Annotated in this window: 19 protein-coding genes; 13 read left to right on the forward strand and 6 right to left on the reverse strand. The window is 68.1% G+C overall.

The window, feature by feature from the left end; translation table 11 throughout:
- The first annotated feature begins 433 nt into the window (after window positions 1-433).
- The 5 genes from recQ (at window position 434) to PM1_RS08590 (ending at window position 7,860) form a co-directional block, all read left to right on the forward strand.
- Window positions 434-2,578: a DNA helicase RecQ gene (gene recQ, locus PM1_RS08570; protein ID WP_009620452.1), complete on the forward strand. Its 2,145-nt coding sequence runs from the start codon at window positions 434-436 to the stop codon at window positions 2,576-2,578.
- Between the two features lie 125 nt (window positions 2,579-2,703).
- Window positions 2,704-3,861, forward strand: a complete 1,158-nt coding sequence (locus tag PM1_RS08575; protein ID WP_009620450.1) for a GGDEF domain-containing protein — start codon at window positions 2,704-2,706, stop codon at window positions 3,859-3,861.
- 93 nt (window positions 3,862-3,954) lie between these two features.
- On the forward strand, window positions 3,955-4,971 hold the full coding sequence (locus tag PM1_RS08580) for a DUF2804 domain-containing protein (RefSeq protein WP_009620448.1): 1,017 nt from the start codon (window positions 3,955-3,957) through the stop codon (window positions 4,969-4,971).
- Between the two features lie 94 nt (window positions 4,972-5,065).
- Entirely contained in the window at window positions 5,066-5,500 is a 435-nt protein-coding gene (slyA, locus tag PM1_RS08585; RefSeq protein ID WP_009620445.1) for a transcriptional regulator SlyA, read from the forward strand.
- 281 nt (window positions 5,501-5,781) lie between these two features.
- Window positions 5,782-7,860 (forward strand): FimV/HubP family polar landmark protein, encoded by a 2,079-nt coding sequence (locus tag PM1_RS08590; protein ID WP_009620443.1) that lies wholly within the window; start codon window positions 5,782-5,784, stop codon window positions 7,858-7,860.
- A 707-nt stretch (window positions 7,861-8,567) separates the two neighbouring features.
- On the opposite strand, the gene PM1_RS08595 is transcribed toward PM1_RS08590, so the two are convergent.
- A complete protein-coding gene (locus PM1_RS08595; RefSeq protein WP_009620441.1) occupies window positions 8,568-10,754 on the reverse strand; it encodes a patatin-like phospholipase family protein in 2,187 nt (728 codons plus the stop codon).
- 66 nt (window positions 10,755-10,820) lie between these two features.
- On the opposite strand from PM1_RS08595, the gene PM1_RS08600 reads away from it, so the two are divergent.
- Window positions 10,821-11,105: a SelT/SelW/SelH family protein gene (locus tag PM1_RS08600; protein WP_009620440.1), complete on the forward strand. Its 285-nt coding sequence runs from the start codon at window positions 10,821-10,823 to the stop codon at window positions 11,103-11,105.
- A 109-nt stretch (window positions 11,106-11,214) separates the two neighbouring features.
- Window positions 11,215-12,210 (forward strand): ADP-glyceromanno-heptose 6-epimerase, encoded by a 996-nt coding sequence (rfaD, locus tag PM1_RS08605; protein WP_009620438.1) that lies wholly within the window; start codon window positions 11,215-11,217, stop codon window positions 12,208-12,210.
- A gap of 7 nt (window positions 12,211-12,217) precedes the next feature.
- Here the strand turns inward: rfaD and PM1_RS08610 are convergent, their stop codons facing one another.
- Both PM1_RS08610 and PM1_RS08615 read right to left on the reverse strand, forming a co-directional pair.
- Window positions 12,218-12,940 (reverse strand): FadR/GntR family transcriptional regulator, encoded by a 723-nt coding sequence (locus PM1_RS08610; RefSeq protein WP_009620436.1) that lies wholly within the window; start codon window positions 12,938-12,940, stop codon window positions 12,218-12,220.
- A gap of 89 nt (window positions 12,941-13,029) precedes the next feature.
- Window positions 13,030-14,763 carry an IlvD/Edd family dehydratase gene (locus PM1_RS08615; RefSeq protein WP_009620434.1) on the reverse strand — a complete coding sequence of 578 codons (1,734 nt, stop codon included), beginning with the start codon at window positions 14,761-14,763 and terminating at the stop codon, window positions 13,030-13,032.
- Window positions 14,764-14,951: 188 nt separating this feature from the next.
- Between PM1_RS08615 and PM1_RS08620 the strand changes: the two genes are divergently transcribed.
- From PM1_RS08620 to PM1_RS08645, 6 genes are all read left to right on the forward strand, one after another.
- Window positions 14,952-16,256, forward strand: coding sequence for an MFS transporter (locus PM1_RS08620; protein WP_009620433.1), 1,305 nt, complete (start codon window positions 14,952-14,954; stop codon window positions 16,254-16,256).
- A 28-nt stretch (window positions 16,257-16,284) separates the two neighbouring features.
- A complete protein-coding gene (gene araD1 / locus PM1_RS08625) occupies window positions 16,285-17,277 on the forward strand; it encodes an AraD1 family protein (RefSeq protein ID WP_009620432.1) in 993 nt (330 codons plus the stop codon).
- A 147-nt stretch (window positions 17,278-17,424) separates the two neighbouring features.
- Window positions 17,425-18,996 (forward strand): aldehyde dehydrogenase (NADP(+)), encoded by a 1,572-nt coding sequence (locus PM1_RS08630; RefSeq protein ID WP_009620431.1) that lies wholly within the window; start codon window positions 17,425-17,427, stop codon window positions 18,994-18,996.
- A gap of 428 nt (window positions 18,997-19,424) precedes the next feature.
- Window positions 19,425-19,688: a hypothetical protein gene (locus tag PM1_RS08635; RefSeq protein ID WP_238603229.1), complete on the forward strand. Its 264-nt coding sequence runs from the start codon at window positions 19,425-19,427 to the stop codon at window positions 19,686-19,688.
- 202 nt (window positions 19,689-19,890) lie between these two features.
- The gene (locus PM1_RS08640) at window positions 19,891-20,289 is read left to right on the forward strand and encodes a DUF1493 family protein (RefSeq protein WP_160326804.1); all 399 of its coding nucleotides are present in this window, start codon (window positions 19,891-19,893) and stop codon (window positions 20,287-20,289) included.
- Between the two features lie 176 nt (window positions 20,290-20,465).
- Complete coding sequence (locus PM1_RS08645) at window positions 20,466-20,951, forward strand: hypothetical protein (protein WP_009620429.1); 486 nt, start codon at window positions 20,466-20,468, stop codon at window positions 20,949-20,951.
- Window positions 20,952-21,429: 478 nt separating this feature from the next.
- Here PM1_RS08645 and PM1_RS08650 read toward each other — a convergent pair whose 3' ends face one another.
- From PM1_RS08650 to PM1_RS08660, 3 genes are all read right to left on the reverse strand, one after another.
- Entirely contained in the window at window positions 21,430-22,293 is an 864-nt protein-coding gene (locus PM1_RS08650; RefSeq protein WP_009620428.1) for a DMT family transporter, read from the reverse strand.
- Window positions 22,294-22,357: 64 nt separating this feature from the next.
- Complete coding sequence (locus tag PM1_RS08655; RefSeq protein WP_009620426.1) at window positions 22,358-22,699, reverse strand: tRNA-binding protein; 342 nt, start codon at window positions 22,697-22,699, stop codon at window positions 22,358-22,360.
- 77 nt (window positions 22,700-22,776) lie between these two features.
- Window positions 22,777-23,538 (reverse strand): helix-turn-helix transcriptional regulator, encoded by a 762-nt coding sequence (locus PM1_RS08660; protein WP_009620424.1) that lies wholly within the window; start codon window positions 23,536-23,538, stop codon window positions 22,777-22,779.
- Window positions 23,539-23,573 lie beyond the last annotated feature (35 nt).

Genomic DNA, 23,573 nt, shown 5'->3' on the forward strand with positions numbered 1-23,573 from the left:
CCCGGCAGAACGCCATTCGCGAACCTCCTGAGCGGGGGTTTCGTTCGGCCTTCTGAAGGGGCGTTTCGGTGCGCTCGGATGTTTCATCGTAGGGCGGAGTCCGCTCCTACGCCTGAACCTTAGGCGTAACTGTCTTGCGCCGAGGTGCTCTTCGTAGGATGGATTGAGCTTGCGAAACCCATGCGGTGGCGGCGATGGGTATCGCTTCGCTCAACCCATCCTACGAAAAGCCGTGCTTCCTGGAACCGTAGGACCGGACTCTGTCCGCGATTGGATTCTCCGGCCACGCCGGACGCCCCGGCGGCACGAACGGCGCTCTCTTCCGTCAGGGAGAGGGCGCTCTAATAGAGCAGGTGCCTCCATCCATTGCGACGGCTGACCCACCCCCATCGCCCCGCTTGCGTATAATGCCCGGCTCGAAACGGAGTCCCCCATGCTCGACCAGGCTCAGCGCATCCTCAAAGACGTATTCGGCTACGACGCCTTCCGCGGCAACCAGGCTCGCATCATCGAACGCGTGGCCAGCGGCGGCGACGCCCTGGTGCTGATGCCCACCGGCGGCGGCAAGTCGCTGTGCTTCCAGGTGCCGGCGCTGCTGCGCGAGGGCCTGACGGTGGTGGTCTCGCCGCTGATCGCGCTGATGGAGGACCAGGTCGCCACCCTCGACGAGCTGGGCGTGCCGGTCGCCGCGTTGAACTCCTCGCTCAGCCCTGAGGCGCAGCGCGACATCGCCGCGCGCCTGCAGCGCGGCGAGATCAAGCTGCTCTACCTCGCCCCCGAGCGCCTGGTGCAGCCGCGCATGCTGGACTTCCTGCAGCGCCTGAACGTCGGCCTGTTCGCCATCGACGAGGCGCACTGCGTGTCGCAGTGGGGCCACGACTTCCGCCCGGAATACCTGCAGTTGGGCCAGCTCGCCGAACTGTTCCCCGACGTGCCGCGCATCGCCCTGACCGCCACCGCGGACATGCGCACCCGCGAGGAAATGATCCAGCGCCTGCACCTGCAGAACGCCGAGCAGTTCCTCTCCAGCTTCGACCGGCCGAACATCTTCTACCGCATCGTGCCCAAGGAGCAGCCGCGCAAGCAGCTGCTGGGCTTCCTCGCCGAGCGCCGCGGCGACGCCGGCATCGTCTACTGCCTGTCGCGCAAGAAGGTCGAGGAGGTCGCCGAGTTCCTCTCCAACCAGGGCTTCCCGGCGCTGCCTTACCACGCCGGGCTGTCCAACGAACTGCGCGCCTTCCACCAGAAGCGCTTCCTCAACGAGGAAGGGCTGATCATGGTGGCGACCATCGCCTTCGGCATGGGCATCGACAAGCCCAACGTGCGTTTCGTCGCCCACCTCGACCTGCCCAAGAGCCTGGAGGCCTACTACCAGGAAACCGGCCGCGCCGGCCGCGACGGCCTGCCGGCGGACGCCTGGATGGCCTACGGCCTGCAGGACGTGCTGCTGCTGCGGCAGATGATGCAGAACTCCGAGGGCGACGAGCGCCACAAGCGCGTCGAACGGCACAAGCTCGAAGCCATGCTGGCGCTGTGCGAGGAGCCGCGCTGCCGGCGCCAGGCGCTGCTGGCCTACTTCGACGAGGTCATGCCCAACCCCTGCGGGCATTGCGACAACTGCGTCGACGGCGTCGAGACCTGGGACGCCACCGAGCCCGCGCGCCAGGCGCTGTCGGCCATCTACCGCAGCGGCCAGCGCTACGGCGTCGGCCACCTGGTGGACATCCTGATGGGCAAGGAAACCGAGAAGGTGCGCAGCCTCGGCCACCAGCACCTGGCGGTGTTCGGCATCGGCAAGGGCCGCCCCGAGGACGAGTGGCGCACCCTGTTCCGCCAGTTGGTGGCGCGCGGCCTGGCCGACGTCGACCTCGACGGCTACGGCAGCCTGCGCCTGACCGAAGCCTGCCGGCCGCTGCTGCGTGGCGAGGAGACCCTGGCCCTGCGTCGCGATCCCAAGCCGCAGCGCAGCAAGTCCCCGTCCTCCGGCGGCGCCAGCCCGGCCAGCCAGCTGGTGCGCCAGGAAGAGCGCGAAATGTGGGAAGCCCTGCGCACCCTGCGGCGCAAGCTGGCGCAGGAACATTCGGTGCCGCCCTACGTCATCTTCCCCGACGCCACCCTGCTGGAAATGCTGCGCAGCCAGCCGACCACGCTCACCGCCATGGCCCAGGTCAGCGGAGTCGGCGCGCGCAAGCTGGAGCGCTACGGCCAGGCCTTCCTCGACGTGCTCACCGAGTCCGAGGCGGCGCCCGCCACGCCGACGCCGGTGGTCGACCTCAGCCACGAACTGGTCAGCCTGGCCCGCGCCGGCATGACCCCGGCGCAGATCGCCCGCCAGCTCGATTGCACCGAGAAGAACGTCTATAACCTGCTGGCCGAGGCCATTGCCGCGCAGCAGCTGAGCCTGGAACAGGCCCTGGACCTGCCCGAGGAGCTGCTGGCCGAAGTGCAGGACGCCTTCCTCGAAGAGGACGGCGAGCTGCCGCCGGTAGCGGCCCTGGCCGAGCGCTTCGAGGGCCGCGTGCCGCAGGGCGTGTTGCATTGCGTGCGCGCCGCGCTGCAGGCCGAACTGGAAGTCTGAGACCGGCGCCGGCCATGCTGGCGCTCTGATGGCTGACAGAAAAGTGGCGTTTCGAGGCGACAAACTTGTGACGCGCTTCGCAACGGGCTAAGGTGTGCCCAAGACCTCCACCAGAAGAGGCGGACGTGCCACACCATGCCTGGCTCGACGACGTGCGCGCCAACCCCTACGCCGAACAGCTCGCCCGCGGTTTCCGCCGCCTGCGCTTCGACGCGCCCGTGGAAGGCGAGTACCGCGCCTACCTGCTGGAAGACAACTTCGCCCTCAAGTGCAGCGCCCTCGGCTTCGCCGTGCTGGCCTGGCTGGCGCTGGCGGCCATCGACCTGCTGCTGATCCCGGGGCCGGAGCACTGGAGCATGCTCGCCGTGCGCGCCGCGGTGCTGGTGCTGCTGGTGGTCTGCGGCGGGCTGATCCTGCAACGGCGCTTCGTGCGCCTGGTGGTGCCGCTGAGCCTCGCCTGCATCCTCGCCGTGGGCATCGGCGCCGCCGTGGTGGTGGGCATCGCCCACCGCGTCGACCCCGGCTATCCCTACGAGGGCCTGCTGCTGGTCAGCATGGCCGCCTACTTCCTGGTCGGCCTGCGCTTCTCCGAGGCGCTGGGCTCGGCCTCGCTGATCCTCCTGGCCTACCTGGGCTGCGAGCTCTACGCCGGCCTGGCGCCGGCCAAGCTGCTGAACAACCTGGTGTTCCTGCTGCTGGGCAACCTGGTCGGCGCGGTGGGCTGCTACCTGCTGGAGTACAAGTCCCGCGAGCACTTCCTGGTCAGCCGGCTGATGCGCCAGATGGCCGACCACGACGCCCTCACCGGCCTGCACAACCGGCGCAGCTTCGACCGCCAGTTGGAGCGCTTGTGGCGCCAGGCCCAGCGCGACGGCACGCCGCTGTCGCTGCTGCTCTGCGACGTCGACCACTTCAAGGCCTACAACGACCGCTACGGCCACCAGGCCGGCGACGAGGTGCTGCGCCGCATAGGCAAGGCCCTGGCGGCCAGCGCGCGGCGGCCGCTGGACATGGCCGTGCGCCTGGGCGGCGAGGAGTTCGCCGTGCTGCTCTATGGCACCGACCTGGACGAGGCCCGGCAGCGCGCCGAGGTGTTGCGCCAGGCGGTGCAGAGCCTGGGCATCAGCCACGAGGGGTCGAGCACCGCGGCGGAGGTGACGCTGTCCATCGGCGTTTCCTGCCTGCAGCCCGGCGCCGCCTCGGCCCTGCAGGCGATCTACGCCCATGCCGACCGCGCCCTCTACGAGGCCAAGGCGTTCGGCCGCAACCAGGTGGTGGCCTGACCCATTCGGTCCCCCGTCCTGGCGCCGCCGGTGACTGCGCCTGCCGGCACGCCGGTGCTAGGATGCCGCCGACCCCGCAGCCGAGCGCCCGCCATGCAGCGACTGATCCAGGCCAACGGCCAGCCCCACTACGGGGTGTTCGCCGAGACCCCGCAGGACGTCAACCACCGCGACTTCGACTACCGCTCGCCCATGGGGCGCAAGCTGGGCGCGCTGAGCAAGTGGCGCAACTTCCACCAGTTCCAGTACTTCGGCCTGATCAGCCCGCAACTGATCGGCGGCTGCGCCCTGGCCGAACTGAGCCTGGTGGCCGTCGGCTTCGTCTACCTCTATGAACCGAGCAGCGGGCGCATGCTCGAGCGCCGCTTCAAGTGCCCGCTGGGGATGGGCACGCGCTTCTCGCAGCGCCCGGACGACGGTGCCTGCGAACTGCGCCAGGGGCGCAACCGGCTGCGCCTGGAGAACTCTGCCGGGCCGCTGCGCAAGCGCCTGCTGGTGGAACTGGACGATGGCACGCGCATCGACGCCTGTTTCGACGAGACTGAGCCGGCCTTCCAGCCCATGAGCCTGTGCACGCCCGCGGCGGTGAACGGCTGGGTATACGCGCGCAAGGTCGCCGGGGTGCGCTGCGCGGGCCAGGTGCGCAGCGCCCTGGGCGATTTCGACCTGCGCGCCATCGACGCCTTCGCCCACCACGACTGGTCGGCCGGCTACATGCGCCGCGAGACCTTCTGGAACTGGGCCTGCCTGTCCGGCGAAGCGCAGGGGAGGCGGGTGGGGCTGAACCTGTCGTGCGGGGTCAACGAGACCAGCTTCACCGAGAACTGCTTCTGGCTCGACGGCGAGCTGTGCAAGGTCGACAGCGTGCGCTTCGAGTTCGACCGCGACCGGGAGCTGGGCCCCTGGCGCATCCGCTCCTTCGATGGCCAGGTGGACCTCACCTTCGAGGCCCACGGCCTGCATCGCGAACGCCTGAACCTGGGCCTGCTGGCGAGCAACTTCAAGCAGATCTTCGGGCGCTTCCGCGGCGAGCTGCGCCCCCATGGCCGCGCGCCCGTGGCCATCGACGACCTGTGGGGCTTCGTCGAGGACCAGTACGCCAAATGGTGAACGGGTAAAGCCCTGCGACAAAATGTCATTGTACGGGCTTGATTAGCCGACTAATAATTAGCCAAATCAATTAGCCTGAAACTGCTGCAGCACAATGACAGATAAAGACAAGCACTACTTCGGCACCCAACTGGCCCAGGCCTCGCGTGCATGGCGCGCCGAACTCGACCGCCGCCTCAGCCACCTGGGGCTTTCCCAGGCCCGTTGGCTGGTGCTGTTGCACCTGGCGCGCAATTCCGGCATCCCCACCCAGCGCGAGCTCGCGCAATCGGTCGGCGTCGAAGGCCCGACCCTCGCGCGCCTGCTCGACGGCCTCGAATCCCAGGGCCTGGTGCGCCGCCAGGCGGTGGCCGAGGACCGCCGCGCCAAGCGCATCTGCCTGACGCCCAAGGCCGACGTGCTGATCGCCGACATCGAGAACATCGCCGCCAGCGTACGCAATGACGTATTGGCCGGCATCGATGAGTCGGACATAGCAATCTGTCAGAAAATCCTCTCCCGCATCCTCTCCAACCTGGAAAAGAACTGAGCGATTCTTCACACTTTTTCGAGTAGAATTGCCAAACTTCTGACGGCTCCTACGGGGGCCGTCATCCGTTCGGAGTGGCACCCAGACCTTTCGCCGGGTTTCCGACGAATTGTCTTGACCTAGACGGGACCTGCGCCTAATCGTGATGGCAATGAGCCTTTATGGCGTTGCCGGGCCAACCCATGTCCCGGATGGGCGTCTATATTGCATGGACAGCACGACCGATCGCACAGCGAGGTCAAGGATGGCCTGCAGACCTGGACACAACTGGGATGGGACCTATGGCTCGACTCACTCGCTTGCCGCTGGCAATGGCCGTACTCTCGGCACTCATGACTTCCCAGGCCCATGCTCTGGGGCTCGGCGACATCACCGTGCGCTCGGCGCTGAACCAGCCGCTGGATGCGGAGATCGAACTGCTGCAGCCCGGCGACCTGAGCAGTGACGAACTCATCGCCCGCCTGGCCGACATGGCCACCTTCGAGCGCATGGGCGTGGACCGCACCGCCTTCCTGCAGAACCTGCGCTTCACCCCGGTGATCCGTAACGGTCGCGGTTACATCCGTGTGGTTTCCACCCAGCCGGTGCATGAGCCCTACCTGAATTTCCTCCTCGAACTGGAGCGTCCCAACGGCCGCCTGCTGCGCGAGTACACACTGCTGATCGACCCGCCGGGCTATGCCGATGGCAGCTATGCCCAGAGCGCTCCCACGCGCGGCGCCGACAGCGGATCGGCAGCCAGCCGCCCGGCCAAGCGCAGTACGGCAGCGCGCCCGGCACCCGTTCCAAGCGTGCCCGTCGCCGCGGGCGAGGGGCGCTACACCACTGCCGCGGGCGACACCCTGTGGAGCATCTCCGGCCGCCTGGGCGCCAAGGGCGCCGCCCGCCAGGCGCTGATGACCCAGCTGCAGCAGCTCAACCCGCAGGCGTTCATCGGCGGCAACCCGCACCGCCTGCGCCTCGGCTACCAGTTGGTGCTGCCCGCCGGCCAGGCCGCGCCTGCGGCTGCCACGAACACCGCTGCCGCCGCGCCGACCAGCGCCGCGCCTGCCGCGCCGGCGCCGAGCGAGGCGACTGTGGCCCAGGCCCAGGGGCAACTGGCTGGCCTGACCGCCGAGCGCGAGCGCCTGAACCAGCGCATGGACACCCTGCAACAGCAGCTCGACACCCTGCAGAAGGCCCTGGAAAGCCGCGACCAGCAGGTGCAGAGCCTGCAGGCCGAGCTGGCCCGGCGCCAGGCCGAGCAAGCGGCCGCGCCGGCCAGCGCTCAGGTGCCTGAAGCCGCGCCTGCCGCACCCGTGGCTGCACCGGCTGCTGCGTCTGCGCCGACGGCGGAAGCCGCCAAGCCGGCGCCCCAGGCGCCCGCCGCGCAGGATGAAGAAAACGCTTCCCTGAGCCGCTATTGGCCGTGGGCCGCCCTGGCAGCCCTGGTGCTGGCCCTGGGCCTGGTCTACAAGCGCCGGCGCAAGCCCAGCGGCGACGAGCCGCCCCAGGCGCAGCCCGAGGCCGTCAGCCTGCCGCCGCTGGCGCCGGCCCGCCCGGCAGCACCGGCCAGGCCGGTGGTGGCTTCCGCCGTCGAGCCGCTGGCCAGCGTCAACGAAGCCTCCCTGGCACGGCTGCCGGCGGCCAGCAGCGACAGCCTGGAAGGGGCGAACATCTACATCGCCTACGGCCGCTTCGGCCAGGCCCGTGACATGCTGGTCAAGTCCGTCGCCGCCGAACCGCAGCGCCGCGACCTGCGTCTGAAGCTGCTGCTGGTGCTCGCCGAGCTCGGCGACCGGACCGCCTTCCACGAGCAGGAGCGGGCGTTGCAGGCGATGGGCGGCGACCAGAAGCAGATCGACCAGCTCAAGGCCCGCTACCCCGCCATGCTCGAGCGCGAAGACGAGCAGGCCATCAGCGACGGCCTCGGCGAATGGGACGGGCTGGAACTGGGCGACATCGGCGAGCACCCCGCGCCGGCACAGCCGCCGCTGAGCGACGCCGGCGACCTGAACCTGGGCGAACTGTCCCTGGACCTGGACTGGAACAGCCTGGACGCCTTCGATTCGCCCAAGGGCTCGCCGGCCAAGGGCGGCAAGGACCACACCGACGATCTGCTGAAGGATTTCCGCAGCAACCTGCGCGAGTTGCCCGAAGTCACCGAGTTCGACCTGGACGACGAACAGGCCGGCGCCTTCGGCCTGCCGAGCCGTTCCGGCGGCGAGCAGGACAAGTTGCTGGCCAGCCTCGACCAGGCCCGTGCCTGCATCGACCGCGGCGACCTCGACGAGGCCTACCGGATCCTTGAGCAGGTGTTGCAGAAGGGCGACAAGCAGGAACAGGAAGAGGCCCGCGAGCTGTTGGCGCGGATTGCCTGAAGCATCCTGAGTCATCCGGAGCCCGGCCTTGTGCCGGGCTTTTTGTTGCCTGAAGCCGGTGAGGCTCGGCGCTCGGGCTTTCCCCTCACCCCAGCCCTCTCCCGGAGGGAGAGGGGGCAGTACGTGCCGGCTGGGAGTGAGGTTTCAGCCGGAGAATCCTTACTCTCCGGCTAACTCCAATCTCCCCGAGCACACCGAACGGTCCCCTCTCCCTCCGGGAGAGGGTTAGGGTGAGGGAGCCGCAGGCCTGCTCCCTCAATCCCGAGGGGAATGGCGCGGGGGAGCAACTGTCTTGCAGGCCACGCCGGAGGGCTCTTCGTAGGAGCGAGCCGTGCCCGCTCGTACGGTAGGAGCGGATCTCATCCGCGAATCGCGCTGGGATGTCCGGCTATCGCGGACAAGGTCCGCTCCTACAGGGGAAGGAATACCGTGCCTCCCGGCGACCTGTAGGAGCGGGCCCTGCCCGCGATATCGCGCGCAGGGCGCGCTCCTACACCACCACACACCCCGTAGGATGGGTTGAGCGAAGCGATACCCATCACTGTGGCCGCATGGGTTTCGCAGGCTCAACCCATCCTACGAAGAGCGCCCTGGCGCAGTCGGCAAGACAGTCGCTCCTACACCCGCGTCCGACCGTAGGGCGAATAACCGTTCGCGGTTATCCGCCGCCAGCCGGAACACCTGCGCCCGAGGACGGCAGGGCTCCCTCAGAAATTCCGCCCCAGGTTCAGGTACACCGCATGCTCGTCGGCATCGTTGAGCCCATAGCTGAACGACAACGGCCCCAGCGGCGTCTCGAAGCCGAGCATGATGCTCATGGCGTTGATATAGCCGGTGTCGTAGCTGTTGTCGTTGTTCCACACCCGCCCGCGTTCCAGGCTGCCGCCGAGGTAGAAGGGGAAGTCCAGGGGCAGGAACGAACGCTCGGTCATGCGTCGGTAGTAGATCACCCGGCCGAGGCTGTAGTTCTGCCCGGCCAGGGCGTCCTGGCGGAAGCCGGAGAGCTCGCGCGCGCCGCCGAGCAGGAAGCTCGACACCACCACCTCGGCGTCGTCCAGGGTGCGCCCGTAGCCGCCGCCGAGTACCCAGGTGTTCGGCCCGCTGCTCAAGGCCTTGTCCAGGCGCAGTTCCCACTGGCGGTAGCGGTCGTCGTCGCCCAGCGACGGCGTGTGCTCGCGGTAGCTGGCCTGGATGTCCTCGCCCTCGCGGGGGAAGTCGACGTTGTCCATGGTGTCGAAGGAGTACTTCAGCTCGGCGTAGCCTTCGTTGAAGTGGAAGTCCGGCAGGTCCTGCTGGCCCACGCGCACGTCGGCCTTGCCGAAGGCCTGGGCCACGCCCAGGCGGATCTCGCCGTTGTTGGCGATCTGCCGGCCGAGGTTGAGGCCGTAGCCGTAGCGCTCCAGGCGGTATTCGGCGATGGGGTCGTCGTTGTCGGTGGCCTCGACGTTGCGCGCCTCGTTGAACAGGTAGGGCGCCACGAAGTAGCGCGAGCCGGCGTCCAGCGGCTGGTAGAACTCGCTGTAGAGTTCCTGCTGGTCGCCGATCTGCAGGCGCGTCAGCCATTCCGCGCCCAGGCGGTTGATGCCGTTGACGCGGTAGCTGGCGCCGACGTTGAAGGTGCTGTCGCCGCGCAGGTCGTCCGACAGGTTCAGGCCCAGGCGCAGGTAGTCGGTGCCGCTGCGCTTGCCCAGGGCATGGATGACCAGGGCGTTGCCGTCCTTCTCGCGGACCACGCGGTACTGCACCTGGTCGAAGTAGTCCAGGCCGTAGAGGGTGCTCATGTCGCTCTGCAGGCGCTCCAGGTCCAGCGGCTGGCCCAGCGGCTGGCGGATGTAGTGGCGGATCACCTCGTCGCCGACCTTGGAGTCGTTCTCCACGCGGATGCTGCCGATCACCGGGGTGCGCTCGTCCGGCGTGCGCGCCTCGGCCAGGGCCACGGCCTCCTGGTCGCGGGGCTTGCGCAGGGCGGCCAGGCGCGTGGCGAGGATGCTGGTAGCGCGGTAGCCGGCGTCGATCAGCTGCGGCACGCGGCCGAAGTCGGTGGAGCTGTAGCCGCTGAGCGGCGGCTGGATGAGCACGTCGTCGGGCTTGAGGGTGGCCAGCTGCGCCTCGGAATTCTTGCGCGTCATCAGGGTGACCGACTGGTTGAGCATGTCCACCACCGTCGTCAGTTGCTTGCGCTCCAGCAGCGGGTTGCCGATGTCGACCACGATGACCACGTCGACGCCCATCCTGCGCGCCACGTCCACCGGGATGTTGTCGACCATGCCGCCGTCCACCAGCAGCTTGCCGTCGACCTCCACCGGGGCGAACACCGCCGGGATCGACATGCTGGCGCGGATCGCCTGGGGCAGGTGGCCGCGGTCGAACACCACCTTCTCGCCGGTGGCGATGTCGGTGGCCACGGCGCGGAAGGGGATGGCCAGCTTGTCGAAGTCGCGGGTACCGCTGGTGTGCACCAGCAGGCTTTCCAGGAGCATGGTCAGGTTCTGCCCCTGGATGGCGCCCAGTGGCAGGCCGAGGGAGCCGTCGTCGCGGAAGCTGAGCTTCTGCTTGACCAGGAAGTCGCGGTCGTCCTGCTTGCGCCGGAAGGGCACGTCCACCCGCGGCGGCGAGTCGGACAGCGCCTGCTGCCAGTCCAGGCCGAGGGCGATGCGCTCCAGCTCCTTGGGCGTGTAGCCGGCGGCGTAGAGCCCGCCGACCACCGCGCCCATGCTGGTCCCGGCGATGGCGTCGATGTGGATGCCCTGTTCGTCCAGGGCCTTGAGCACGCCGATGTGGGCCAGGCCGCGGGCGGCGCCGCCGGACAGCACCAGGCCGATCTTCGGCGGGTGCCCGGCGGCGAGGGTGGACAGCGGAAGGAACAGCAGCAGGGCGAACAGCAGGCGGCGCATGGGGCGGGGTCCGATCGGGCTTCCAGGCGGCTATTATAGGCATCCCAGAGCAGGAGCCCGGTCGCCATGAGCCAGCCCAGAGCGGAAATCGTCATCACCTATTGCACCCAGTGCCAGTGGCTGCTGCGCGCCGCCTGGCTGGCCCAGGAACTGCTCAGCACCTTCGCCGACGACCTCGCCCGGGTGAGCCTGGAGCCCGGCACCGGCGGGGTGTTCCGCATCACCTGCGACGGCGAGCAGATCTGGGAGCGCAAGGCCGACGGCGGCTTCCCCGAGGCCAAGGTGCTCAAGCAGCGGGTCCGCGACCGCATCGACCCGCAGCGCGACCTGGGGCACAACGACCGGCCGTGAGTCGGGTGTTTCGTTAGTGAGCTATCTTTTCCTGCCTTATATCAAAGGCTGCCGGCGTCGCGCGCAATAGCCTGTGGGCAACTCATTCTCCCCAGGGGAGGGTTGCCACATGAGCATCATCGTCACCGGGGCGGCCGGCTTCATCGGCAGCAACCTCGTCAAGGCGCTGAACCGGCGTGGTGAAACCGACATCATCGCGGTCGACGACCTGACCGAGGGCGACAAGGTCCGCAACCTGGCCGACTGCGACATCGCCGACTACCTGGACAAGCGCGACTTCGTCGAACGCTACGCCCGCGGCGGCTTCGGCGTGGTCCGCGCGCTGTTCCACCAGGGCGCCTGCTCCAGCACCCTGGAAGGCGACGGCCGCTACCTGATGGACAACAACTACCGCTACAGTTGCGACCTGCTGGAAGCCAGCCTGAAGCTCGGCGTACCGTTCATCTACGCCTCCTCGGCGGCGGTGTATGGCGCCGGCCGCGACTTCCGCGAGCTGCGCGAGTACGAGCGGCCGCTGAACGCCTACGGCTACTCCAAGTTCCTCTTCGACCAGCGCGTGCGCCGCGCCCTGCCGCAGGCGCGCAGCCAGATCGTCGGGCTGCGTTACTTCAACGTCTACGGCCCGCGGGAGCAGCACAAGGGGCGCATGGCCTCAGTGGCCTTCCACTGCTTCGAGCAGTTCCGCGCCAGCGGCAAGGTGCAACTGTTCGGCGAATACGGCGACTACCTGGCCGGCGGCCACCTGCGCGACTTCGTCTACGTGGACGACGTGGCGCGGGTCAACCTGCACTTCCTCGACAACCCCGGCCGCAGCGGCATCTTCAACCTCGGCAGCGGCCGCGCCCAGCCCTTCAACGACGTGGCCCTGGCAGTGATCAACAGCCTGCGCGCGCAGCAGGACCAACAGCCGCTGGACCTGCAGCAGGCCATCGCCCAGGGCCTGCTGGAATACATCGAATTCCCCGACAGCCTGCGCGGCAAGTACCAGTGCTACACCTGCGCCGACATCGCCTTCCTCCACGAGGCCGGCTACCGCGCGCCCATGCTGGGCGTGGAGGAGGGGGTGGAGCGTTATTGCCGGTGGTTGCTGGAACAGGCCGCCTGAGGCCCGCTCAGGCGGTGGGGTCCTGGCCGAGCACCTTGCCCAGCGCCACCCGGGCGTCTTCCAGCTGCACCAGCGAGGCGTGCCGTGCGCCCAGGGCGTCGTGGTTCTTGATCGCGGTGAGTATCGCCTTGTGCCGCGGCAGCGCCAGCTCGTGGAAGTTGGGGCGCTGGTTGGAATAGCGCATCGATTCCCTCAACGCCAGCGACAGCATGTTGCACAGGTAGGCCAGCAGGTCGTTGTGGGTGGCGTCGGCGATGCGCGTGTGGAAGTCCAGGTCCGGCTGCAGACGTTCCTCGTGGGTGCGCGCCGCCTCCATGCGTTGGTAGGCCTCTTCTATGGCCTCCAGGTCTTCCTCGCTGGCGTTGGTCGCGGCCAGGGCCGCGGCGGCCGGCTCGATGACCCAGCGCACGCTGGATAGGGTGCTGAAGAACTCCTGCTGCGGGGTGCACTGCATCAGCCAGTGCAGCACATCCGGGTCGAGCATGTGCCAGTCGCGCTTGGGCCGCACCAGGGTGCCCAGACGGGGCCGCGCGTAGATCAGGCCCTTGGCCGTGAGCACGCGCATGGCCTCGCGGAACACCGGACGGCTGACCGCGTACTCCTCGCACAGGCTGGCTTCGGAAGGCAGCTTCTGCTCGGGCTGCAGCCGGCCGGAAACGATCTGCATACCCAGGTCCTGGACCAGGGTGGCATGCATGCTCTTGCGCGGTTTGGGCTTGCGGTAGTCCATGTGCTCGGGCGGCGATCCATGAGGGCTGGGCGCCGCATCATAGCATCGCCGCCGGCACTGGCGCCCGGCCTGCGCCGGGAGCCCCGGCTTCAGTGGGAGTGGCGGGGCACGGCGCTGCCGCGGCAGCCGACCAGGAAGTCGAAGTCGCAACCTTCGTCGGCCTGCATCACATGGTCCACGTAGAGCCGCGCGTAGCCGCCGCTGATCAGCCTCGGTGGCGGTTGCAGGTCGGCCAGGCGAGCGGCGAGTTCCTCGTCGGGGATGTCCAGGTGCAGGCGGCCCTGGTGGCAATCCAGCTCGATCCAGTCGCCCTCGCGGACCACCGCCAGCGGGCCGCCGGCGGCGGCCTCCGGGGCGACGTGGAGGACCACGGTGCCGTAGGCGGTGCCGCTCATGCGCGCGTCGGAGATACGCACCATGTCGGTCACGCCCTGGGCCAGCAGCTTGGCCGGCAGGCCCATGTTGCCGACCTCGGCCATGCCCGGGTAGCCCTTGGGCCCGCAGTGCTTCATCACCAGTACCGAGCTGGCGTCCACCTCCAGCTGCGGGTCGTTGATCCGTGCCTTGTAGTCCTCGAAATTCTCGAACACTACCGCGCGGCCGCGGTGGCGCATCAGTTCGGGGGTGGCCGCCGAGGGCTTGAGCACCGCGCCCTTGGGCGCCAGGTTGCCGCGCAGCACGCAGATGCCGCCATCGGCCACCAGCGGCTTGTCGATCGGGCGGATCACCTCCTCGTCATACAGAGGCGCCTCGCGGCAGTTGTCCCATAGCGCCTTGCCGTTGGCGGTGAGTGCGGCGGGATGGGGAAGCAGGCCGTTCTCGCCGAGGCGGCGGATCACCGCGGGCAGGCCGCCGGCGTAGTAGAACTCCTCCATCAGGAAGCGCCCGGAAGGTTGCAGGTCGACCAGGGTCGGGGTGCTGCGGCCGACGCGGGTCCAGTCGTCCAGTTGCAGGTCCACACCAATGCGCCCGGCGATGGCCTTGAGGTGGATCACCGCGTTGGTCGAGCCGCCGATGGCGGCGTTGACGCGGATAGCGTTCTCGAAGGCCTCGCGGGTGAGGATCTTCGACAGCCGCAGGTCCTCGTGGACCATGTCGACGATGCGCATGCCGGACAGGTGGGCCAGCACGTAGCGGCGCGAGTCCACCGCCGGTATGGCGGCGTTGTGCGGTAGCGAGGTGCCCAGCGCCTCGGCCATGCAGGCCATGGTGGAGGCGGTGCCCATGGTGTTGCAGGTGCCGGCCGAGCGCGACATGCCGGCCTCGGCGGAAAGGAATTCGTTGAGGTCGATCTGCCCGGCCTTATAGGCCTCGTGCATCTGCCAGACGATGGTGCCGGCGCCGATGTCGCGGCCCTTGTGCTTGCCGTTGAGCATGGGCCCGCCGGTGACCACGATGGCCGGCACGTCGCAGCTGGCGGCGCCCATCAGCAGGGCGGGAGTGGTCTTGTCGCAGCCGGTGAGCAGCACCACGGCGTCCACCGGGTTGCCACGGATGGCTTCCTCCACGTCCATGCTCGCCAGGTTGCGGGTGAGCATGGCGGTGGGGCGCAGGTTCGATTCGCCGTTGGAGAACACCGGGAACTCCACCGGGAAGCCGCCGGCTTCCAGCACGCCTTTCTTCACGTGCTCGGCGATCTTGCGGAAGTGCGCGTTGCAGGGAGTCAGCTCGGACCAAGTGTTGCAGATGCCGATGATTGGCTTGCCCTGGAACTCGTGGTCCGGGATGCCCTGGTTCTTCATCCAGCTGCGGTACATAAAGCCGTTCTTGTCGGCGGTGCCGAACCACTGGGCGGAGCGCAGGACGGTTTTTTTGTCAGGCATGGGATAGGTGCTCTTATTGTATTACTAATTTGTCGGTGTTTCGGCAATCTACTGCGTGATTTGCGCTTTGTGAAGGGTTGTTGTGATTAATAGTAATACTATATAGTCGATTCTACCGAGCCGAAGGCCTGCCAGAAATGCCTCGGCCATGCGCAGTTCCCATTACAAGAACAATCGGAGTCCCCGCCATGATTCAGGAACAGCGGCTCGTCCGCCGGATCACGCTGAAACTCATTCCCTTCCTGGTGCTGCTGTACCTGGTCGCCTACGTGGACCGTTCCGCCGTCGGTTTCGCCAAGCTGCACATGGGGGCCGACGTGGGCATCGGCGACGCCGCCTACGGCTTCGGCGCCGGTCTCTTCTTCATCGGCTATTTCCTCTTCGAAGTACCCAGCAACCTGTTGCTCGACCGCTTCGGCGCACGCCGCTGGTTCGCCCGCATCCTGATCACCTGGGGCGCCATCACCATCGGCATGGCCTTCGTCAGCGGGCCCAACAGCTTCTACGTGATGCGTTTCCTGCTCGGCGCCGCCGAGGCCGGCTTCTTCCCCGGGGTGCTGTACTACATCACCCAGTGGTACCCGGTGCGCCACCGCGGCAAGATCCTCGGCTTCTTCATCCTTTCCCAGCCGCTAGCGATGCTGGTGACCGGGCCGCTGTCCGGCGCACTGCTGGGGCTCGACGGTCACTTCGGGCTGCATGGCTGGCAATGGCTGTTCATCTGCATCGGCACGCCGGCGGTGCTGCTCGCCTGGCCGACCCTGCGCCTGCTGCCGGACGGCCCGGACAAGGTGCGCTGGCTGAGCGAACCCGAGCGTGCCTGGCTCAAGGAGCAGTTGCAGAACGACCTGCGCGAGTTCGGCCAGACCCGCCACGGCAACCCGCTGCACGCCCTGAAGGACCGCCGTGTGCTGCTGCTGGCGCTGTACTACCTGCCGGTGACCCTGAGCATCTACGGCCTGGGCCTGTGGCTGCCGACGCTGATCCACCAGTTCGGCGGCAGCGACCTGGTCACCGGCTTCGTCTCGGCGGTGCCCTACCTGTTCGGCATCATCGGCCTGCTGGTGGTGCCGCGCAGCTCCGACCGCCTCAACGACCGCTATGGCCACCTCGGCGCGCTCTACGCCCTGGGCGCCCTGGGCCTGTTCCTCAGTGCCTGGCTGAGCGTGCCGGTGCTGCAACTGGCGGCGCTATGCCTGGTGGCTTTCGCGCTGTTCTCCTGCACGGCGGTGTTCTGGACCCTGCCGGGACGCTTCTTCTCCGGCGCCAGCGCGGCGGCCGGCATCGCGCTGATCAACTCCATCGGCAACCTCGGTGGCTACCTGGGCCCGTTCGGCATAGGCGCGCTGAAGGCGTACACCGGGAACCTGGCCTCGGGCCTGTACTTCCTGTCGATGGTGATGCTGCTGGGCCTGGTGCTCACCGGCGTCGTCTACAGCCGCCTGGAGCGGCGCCAGCGCGAAGGCGCGGCGCTGGCCGGCAGTTCCCGTTGAACCCGACAACCGACAAGCGAGCAAGAGCATGCGACTGATCCAATTCGAAACCGCCGCCGGCGAACGCCGGGTCGGCGTGGTGGAGGGCCGGCGCGCCCTCGAGGTCCAGGACGCCAGCAGCGTACGTGTCCTGGCCCTGGCAGCCATCGAGGCCGGCCGGGACCTGACCGGCGAAATCCTGGCCAGGGGCCAGGGCGAAGCCCACGACTACCCGGCGCTGCTGCGCGAGGGGCGCGTCCTGCCGCCGCTGGACCACGAGGACCCGGCGCACTGCCTGGTCACCGGCACCGGCCTGACCCACCTGGGCAGCGCCGCCACCCGCGACAAGATGCACCAGCAACAGGCCGAGGCGGCTGCCGTCACCGACAGCATGCGCATGTTCCAGTGGGGTGTGGAGGGCGGCCGCCCGCCTGCCGGCCAGGCTGGTGCGCAGCCGGAATGGTTCTACAAGGGCGACGGCGGCATAGTCGTGCGCCCCGGCGCCGCGCTGCCGCTGCCGGATTTCGCCGAGGATGCCGGCGAGGAGCCGGAACTGGTCGGCCTCTACGTCGTTGGCCCTGATGCGCGGCCCTACCGTGTGGGCTTCGCCCTGGGCAACGAGTTTTCTGACCACGTGATGGAGCGCCGCAACTACCTGTACCTGGCGCATTCCAAGCTGCGCTTCTGCAGCTACGGCCCGGAGCTGCGCCTGGGCGAACTGCCGCGCCACCTGGAGGGCAGCAGCCGCATCCTGCGCGACGGCCAGGTGCTGTGGGAGAAACCCTTCCTCTGCGGCGAGGAAAACATGTGCCACAGCCTGGAGAACCTGGAGTTCCACCACTTCAAGTATGCGCAGTTTCTGCGCCCGGGCGATGTCCACGTGCATTACTTCGGCACCGCCACCCTGTCGTTCGCCGACGGCGTGCAGGCGCGCCCCGGCGACGTCTTCGAGGTCAGTCTGGGCGAGTTCGGCGAGCCCCTGCGCAATGGCATCGCTCCGGCCGCCGAGACTCCGCGGCCGGGGCTCGTCCGGGCGCTCTGAGCGCCCACCCCCCCCGCGCATCGGCCAGGCGCCTATCCGGGGCCTGCAGCGCGGCTTCCGCCACGGCCCCAGGTCCGACCTGCCCCCCAGGGGCCATGCCGGGCCCACGAGGCCCGGCAGTTTTTCCGTAGAACCAGGAGACCCTCCATGTTCGGACACAACTTCATCGGCGGCGCACGCACCGCCCAGGGCAACCTGACCCTGCAAAGCCTCGACGCCAGCACCGGCGAGGCGCTGCCCTACAGCTTCCACCAGGCCACCCCGGAAGAGGTGGACGCCGCCGCGCTCGCCGCCGAAGCGGCCTTCCCTGCCTACCGCGCGCTGCCCGACGCGCGCCGTGCCGAATTCCTCGATGCCATCGCCGCCGAACTGGATGCCCTGGGCGAGGATTTCATCGCCATCGTCTGCCGCGAGACCGCCTTGCCGGCGGCGCGTATCCAGGGCGAGCGCGCTCGCACCAGCAACCAGCTGCGCCTGTTCGCCCAGGTGCTGCGCCGCGGCGACTACCACGGCGCGCGCATCGACCGTGCGCTGCCGGAACGCCAGCCGCTGCCGCGTCCGGACCTGCGCCAGTGCCGCATCGGCGTCGGCCCGGTGGCGGTGTTCGGCGCCAGCAACTTCCCGCTGGCCTTCTCCACCGCCGGCGGCGACACCGCAGCGGCGCTGGCCGCCGGTTGCCCGGTGGTGTTCAAGGCCCACAGCGGGCACATGGCGACCGCCGAGCACGTCGCCTCGGCCATCGTCCGCGCGGCGCAGGCCACCGGCATGCCGGCCGGGGTGTTCAACATGATCTACGGCGGCGGCGTCGGCGAGCGGTTGGTCAAGCACCCGGCGATCCAGGCCGTCGGCTTCACCGGCTCGCTCAAGGGCGGACGCGCGCTGTGTGATCTGGCCGCGGCCCGGCCGCAGCCGATCCCGGTGTTCGCCGAGATGAGCAGCATCAACCCGGTGCTGGCGCTGCCGGCGGCGTTGGCCGCGCGTGGCGAGCAGGTGGCTGCGGACCTGGCCGCCTCGGTGGTGCTGGGCTGCGGGCAGTTCTGCACCAACCCCGGCATGGTGATCGGCATCGCCTCGGCCGAGTTCTCCGCCTTCGTCGCCAGCCTAACCGGGCGCATGGCCGACCAGCCGGCGCAGACCATGCTCAACGCCGGCACCCTGAAGAGCTACGAACGCGGCATCGCCGCCCTGCACGCGCACCCCGGCATCCGCCATCTGGCCGGCCAGCCGCAAAAAGGCCGCCAGGCGTTGCCACAACTGTTCCAGGCCGACGCGCGCCTGCTGATAGAGGGGGACGAACTGCTGCAGGAGGAGGTCTTCGGGCCGGTCACCGTGGTCGTCGAAGTGGCCGATGCCGCCGAGCTGCAGCGCGCCCTGCAGGGGCTGCGCGGCCAACTCACCGCGACCCTGATCGCCGAGCCGGAGGACCTCTCGTGCTTCGCCGCCCTGGTGCCCCTGCTCGAGCGCAAGGCCGGGCGCCTGCTGCTCAACGGCTACCCGACCGGCGTGGAAGTCTGCGACGCCATGGTCCACGGCGGCCCCTATCCGGCCACCTCGGACGCCCGCGGCACCTCGGTGGGCACCCTGGCCATCGACCGCTTCCTGCGCCCGGTGTGCTACCAGAACTACCCTGACGCACTGTTGCCCCCCGCCCTCAAGGACGCCAACCCGCTGGGCATCGCCCGCCTGGTGGACGGCGTCGCTAGCCGCGAGCCCCTCTAGCCGCCCCGACATCGGCTGCATCGCCCGCGCCGGCGGGCGATGTATCGGTTGTTTTGCCTGGTACGGGGAGCTGTTGCCCGTACCCGGTGTCGGCCGTCGCAAACTTTGCTTAAGACGCCCCTGCACGCCATGTGATTTATGACTGTTCGGCACATGGGGTGGTAAGGGGAGTGCTGCCCGGGTTTTGTTCATTTCTCTATTGGCTGCGGGATTCTTCCTGAAGCTAGGTTTTGTCCGCGTAATTGATTGCCTTGTGTTAGTTATCGTCGTGGGTGACTGACCGAGGAGGTGAACGTGGCAATCCATGGATATCTGCGTAAGGCAGGCAGCAGCGGCGAAGCGAAGAAAGGTACGTATCGAGGTTGGGTCAGGGAAGCTGGTCGAGCGAATGGCGTGGCAAGCAAGACCGATGCATAGGGAGTGTGCGGATGAGCAGAATATATTGCTATGCGGGCGAGTGCGGCTTTACCGCGGCGGATTTGTTTTGGACTGTCGCGATTGAAACTACGTTGGAAGAATTGGGGCTCGATGATGTTGCCGCTGCTTTGGCTATCATTGGCGGTATGAATATCGTGGCACCGCCCCGTGGAAAACTCGCGGGCACTACACCCAATACGAGTTTGCTGTCCTTGCATTTGCGGCGTGTGCTGAAAAAGAAAAAATTCCGGGTAGCTTGCGATTACCAAGCTTGACTGGCTGGGCGCCACCCAGAATAGCCTATACAAAGAGCGTAGGGGCATTCATCGCTCGAGCTATACCGGTTTTAGGTTGGGCCTATACGGTGGTCGAAATCGGGACGATTGCATATAAAATCGTCACGAAGTACGACTCGCTTGTTTCGACCGAGGACAGGTTCTTTTGAATGTATTGCCCGAACTGCCAATAGATAGAAAGTTGCTGGACGAGGTTGTGATCTTCTATCAGGAGAGTCTTGGCTTCGGAAAAAGAGACTTCGAGACGCTCAGTTTCGCGACCCGGATCAATCAAGACCTGGGCGTCGATGGCGATGACTCCAATGATCTGGTTCCGCCTTTCTTCCAGCATTTCCAGGTGGACACCGCGGAATACGATTGTCTGCGTTACTTCCGCCCCGAAGGATTCGGTCCCTTCTACAGGAGACCGAAAGACAAGGCGCGCCAAGGTGACAAGGCCTTTACGTTCGGCATGCTTTACCAGGCGGCCCTGATGAAGAAGTGGTGCCAGGCGACATTCGAGTCGGCCCAATGGCGGAGCGAGAGGCTCTATGTGCGGACGGAGGAATTGCCTGTGAAGGGGTTCGTCATCCGCAATTGATGGCTACCAGGCTTCGCGCCGATTGCGTTCCCTCTCCACATGAACCGTGTTGCGGATGTATCGGTTGTTTTACCCAGTCTTTACCAAGCGCTGACAACCGACAGGCCCCGGACGAGCGATGATAGGCACCATGAAAGGCGGGTGCTTGGGCGCCCGTGTCCGGAGGTGCAATCAAGATGTCGTCGCAAGCCGTGTTCAAGTCGATCGCCGCTGCCTTGGCCCTGAGCCTGTCGGCCGCCGCCGTGGCCGGACCGCCCGGTTATGGTCCCGGCCCGGGGCATGGCTGGGGGCCGGGCCCCGGGCATGGCCATGGCCTGCCGGATTATGCGCGGTCGCTGTGGATCGGCAGTGCGCTCTATTTCGTCGCTGCGGGCACCTACTACCTGTGGAACGCCGACCGTCGCGAATACGTGGTGGTGGAGCCGCCGCCGGCTGTGCAGCAGGCGCCGGCAGGCGTGAGCTACGACGTGATTGCCTACCCGGCGCGCGGGCAGACGCCCGACCAGCAGAGCCGCGACCGCTACGAGTGCCACACCTGGGCCGTTGGCCAGAGCGGCTTCGACCCGGCCGCGGCCAGCCAGGCGCCGGCACCGGGTGTGGCGGATACCTACCGGCGGGCGCTGGGCGCCTGTCTGAACGGGCGCGGCTACAGCATCAACTGAAACAACCGGCCCCGGGCCGGACCGAACAGGCCGCTTCGCAGGCAATCGTGCGGTGATTCCTTGGCAATCCCTCCCCAGGGCAAGGAGTCGGGTTACGCATGCTGCGGGGCGGCCTTCTTATTTTTCCCGACGCTATTGGAGCGGAATCATGCCCTCACCCCAGCCCTCTCCCGGAGGGCGAGGGGGCCGTTCGGAGCGGGGCTGAGTCCGGAGCCATCCTGAAACGTCTACGGCGTATTCGCCGAATCGCGGACAGAGTCCTGCACCTTCCGGCAGTGCCCCGTAGGATGGCGTTGAGCGAAGCGATACCCATCGCCATGGTCCGATGGGTATCGCAGGCTCAACCCATCCTACGAAAAGCGCCCCGGTGCGCTGGGCAAGACAGTTGCTCCTACAGCTCCAGGGAAGCACGGGCGTAGGAGCGGACTCCGTCCGCGATTGGATTCACCGGCCACGCCGGACGTCCCGGCAGCACAGGCTAAGCGGCACTACGCGCACTGAGGAAGGTGGCGAAGATGATCAGCGCGCCACCGGCCAGCATCCGCAGGCTCGGCTGTTCGCCGAACAGCACGGCGGCGAAGGCGATGCCGTAGACCGGCTCCAGGGCAAAGATCACCGCTGCGGTGCGCGCCTTGATCAGTTGCAGGCTGGCGACGAACAGGCTGTGCGCCACGCCCGTGCACAGTACCCCCAGCAACACCAGCCACAGCCAGTCCAGCGCCCGTACCGCGGGCAGTTCGAACAGGGCCAGCGGCGCCAGGCAGAGGACGATGGTGAGGTTCTGCGCGAAGGCCGAGAGGATCGGGTCCAGCCCGCGCACGCTGGCGCGGTTGGCCAGCGACAGCAGGGCGAACAGCAGGCCGGAGGCGATGCCCCAGAACAGCCCGGCGGTGGCGCCCTGGCTGAAGTCCAGGTTCGGCGTCACCAGCACCAGGCCCAGGCACACCAGCCCCACCACCAGGTACTCGGCGCGGCGGATGCGTTCGCGGAACAGCAGCCCTTCCAGCAGCACGGTGAAGGCCGGGAAGCTGGCGAAACCCAGGGTGGCCACGGCGACGTTGCCCACCTTCACCGCGAGGAAGAAGGTCAGCCAGTGCGCGCACAGCAGCAGCCCGCTGCCGGCCAGCGCGGCGGCCTGGCGCAGGCTTGGCCGCGGTTGCGCCGCCAGGTGCCCGGCGAAGGCGCCGCCCAGCGCCGCCAGGCCGAACAGCGCGCGGCCGAAGACGATCACCAGCGGGGCGGCGAGGATGAGTTTGCCGAAGATGCCGCTCAGGCCGAACATCAGGGCGCCTACGTGCAGGCCGACCAGGGCCGAGCGGGGTGTCAGTCGGGGAACGCGCATTGCTTCTCTATCTATCGCGGGATCGCAGGTGCTCGATGAGCCAGTCGCCCGGCGGTGAAAGGCCTCAGGCCAGGCGCGCGCCGTTGGGCAGCGGCTTGTCGAAGCCGGCCAGCACCACTTTGTCGTCGCTGTCGTAGACGCCGGTGACCAGCACTTCCGAGCGCACCCCGGCGATGGACTTGGGGGCGAAGTTGCAGACGCACAGGACCTGGCGGCCGAGCAGTTCGTCGAGGGAATAGTGCGCGGTGATCTGCGCGCTGGAGGTCTTCAGCCCCAGCGGGCCGAGGTCGACCTGCAGGATGTACGCCGGCTTGCGCGCCTTGCTGTTGGGTTCGGCGTGGACGATGGTGCCCACGCGCAGTTCGACGCGCTCGAAATCCTGCCACTCGATGGTTTCTGCCGACATCGCCGATCTCCTCAGCTCATCTGCTCAATGATGGAGCGGCAGTCTAGGGCGTGGCGGGGCGTTTGTCTGTCGCGCGGCTAGCGGGAATTGTCGCGCGCCTCGCGGCGGATCTGCCGCGGCGTGCTGCCGAACTGGCGGACCAGGGCGGCGGTGAAGGCGCTCTGCGAGGCATAGCCGACCCGCGCGGCGATCTCGCCCACCGCCAGGTGCGTGGCGCAGAGCAGTTCGCGGCCCAGTTGCAGGCGGCGCTGGCGCACGTAGTCCATGGGCGTCTGCCCGGTCTCGGCGAGGAAGCGGGCGTGGAAGCGCGCCGCCGACAGCCCGGCCAGCCGCGCCAGGTCGGCGACCTGCAGCGGGTGCCCGGCATGACGGTCGACGTAGGCGTCCAGGCTGGCCAGCGGCAGGCGCGCCGGTTCCTCGGCGGCGCGCATGCCGGCCAGGCTGGCGAGCAGCAGCAGGGCGCCCTGGCGGGCGATCACCGGGTCCTGCAGGGGGCTGGCGGCCAGCCAGTGCACCAGTTGCCCCTGGGCCGGGTTCAGGGCCAGGGCGGCGGGGCGCTCCAGCAGGCGGCGGATGCTCTGTGCGTGTTCGCCCAGGCCGCGCAGGAGCAGGTCCTCGTCCTCCAGGTCGAACACCAGGCACTGGCTGCCGCCGGGGGCGGCGCAGGCGTGGTGCGCGCCGCGCGGCACCACCGCGAAGTGCTGGCGGGTGACGCGGCTGCCCAGGCCGCCGACCTCGAACTCCAGATCGCCGGACAGCCCCAGGACCAGTTGCGCGTGGTCGTGGCTGTGGGCGAGGTGCTCGTGGCTGTAGCGGCGCAGGGAGAGGATCTGGCTCATGGCGGGCTCCGGGGGCAGGCCCACAGTCTAGCGCG

It is taken from the genome of Pseudomonas sp. M1, assembly GCF_022760135.1.
Lineage (GTDB): Bacteria > Pseudomonadota > Gammaproteobacteria > Pseudomonadales > Pseudomonadaceae > Pseudomonas > Pseudomonas citronellolis.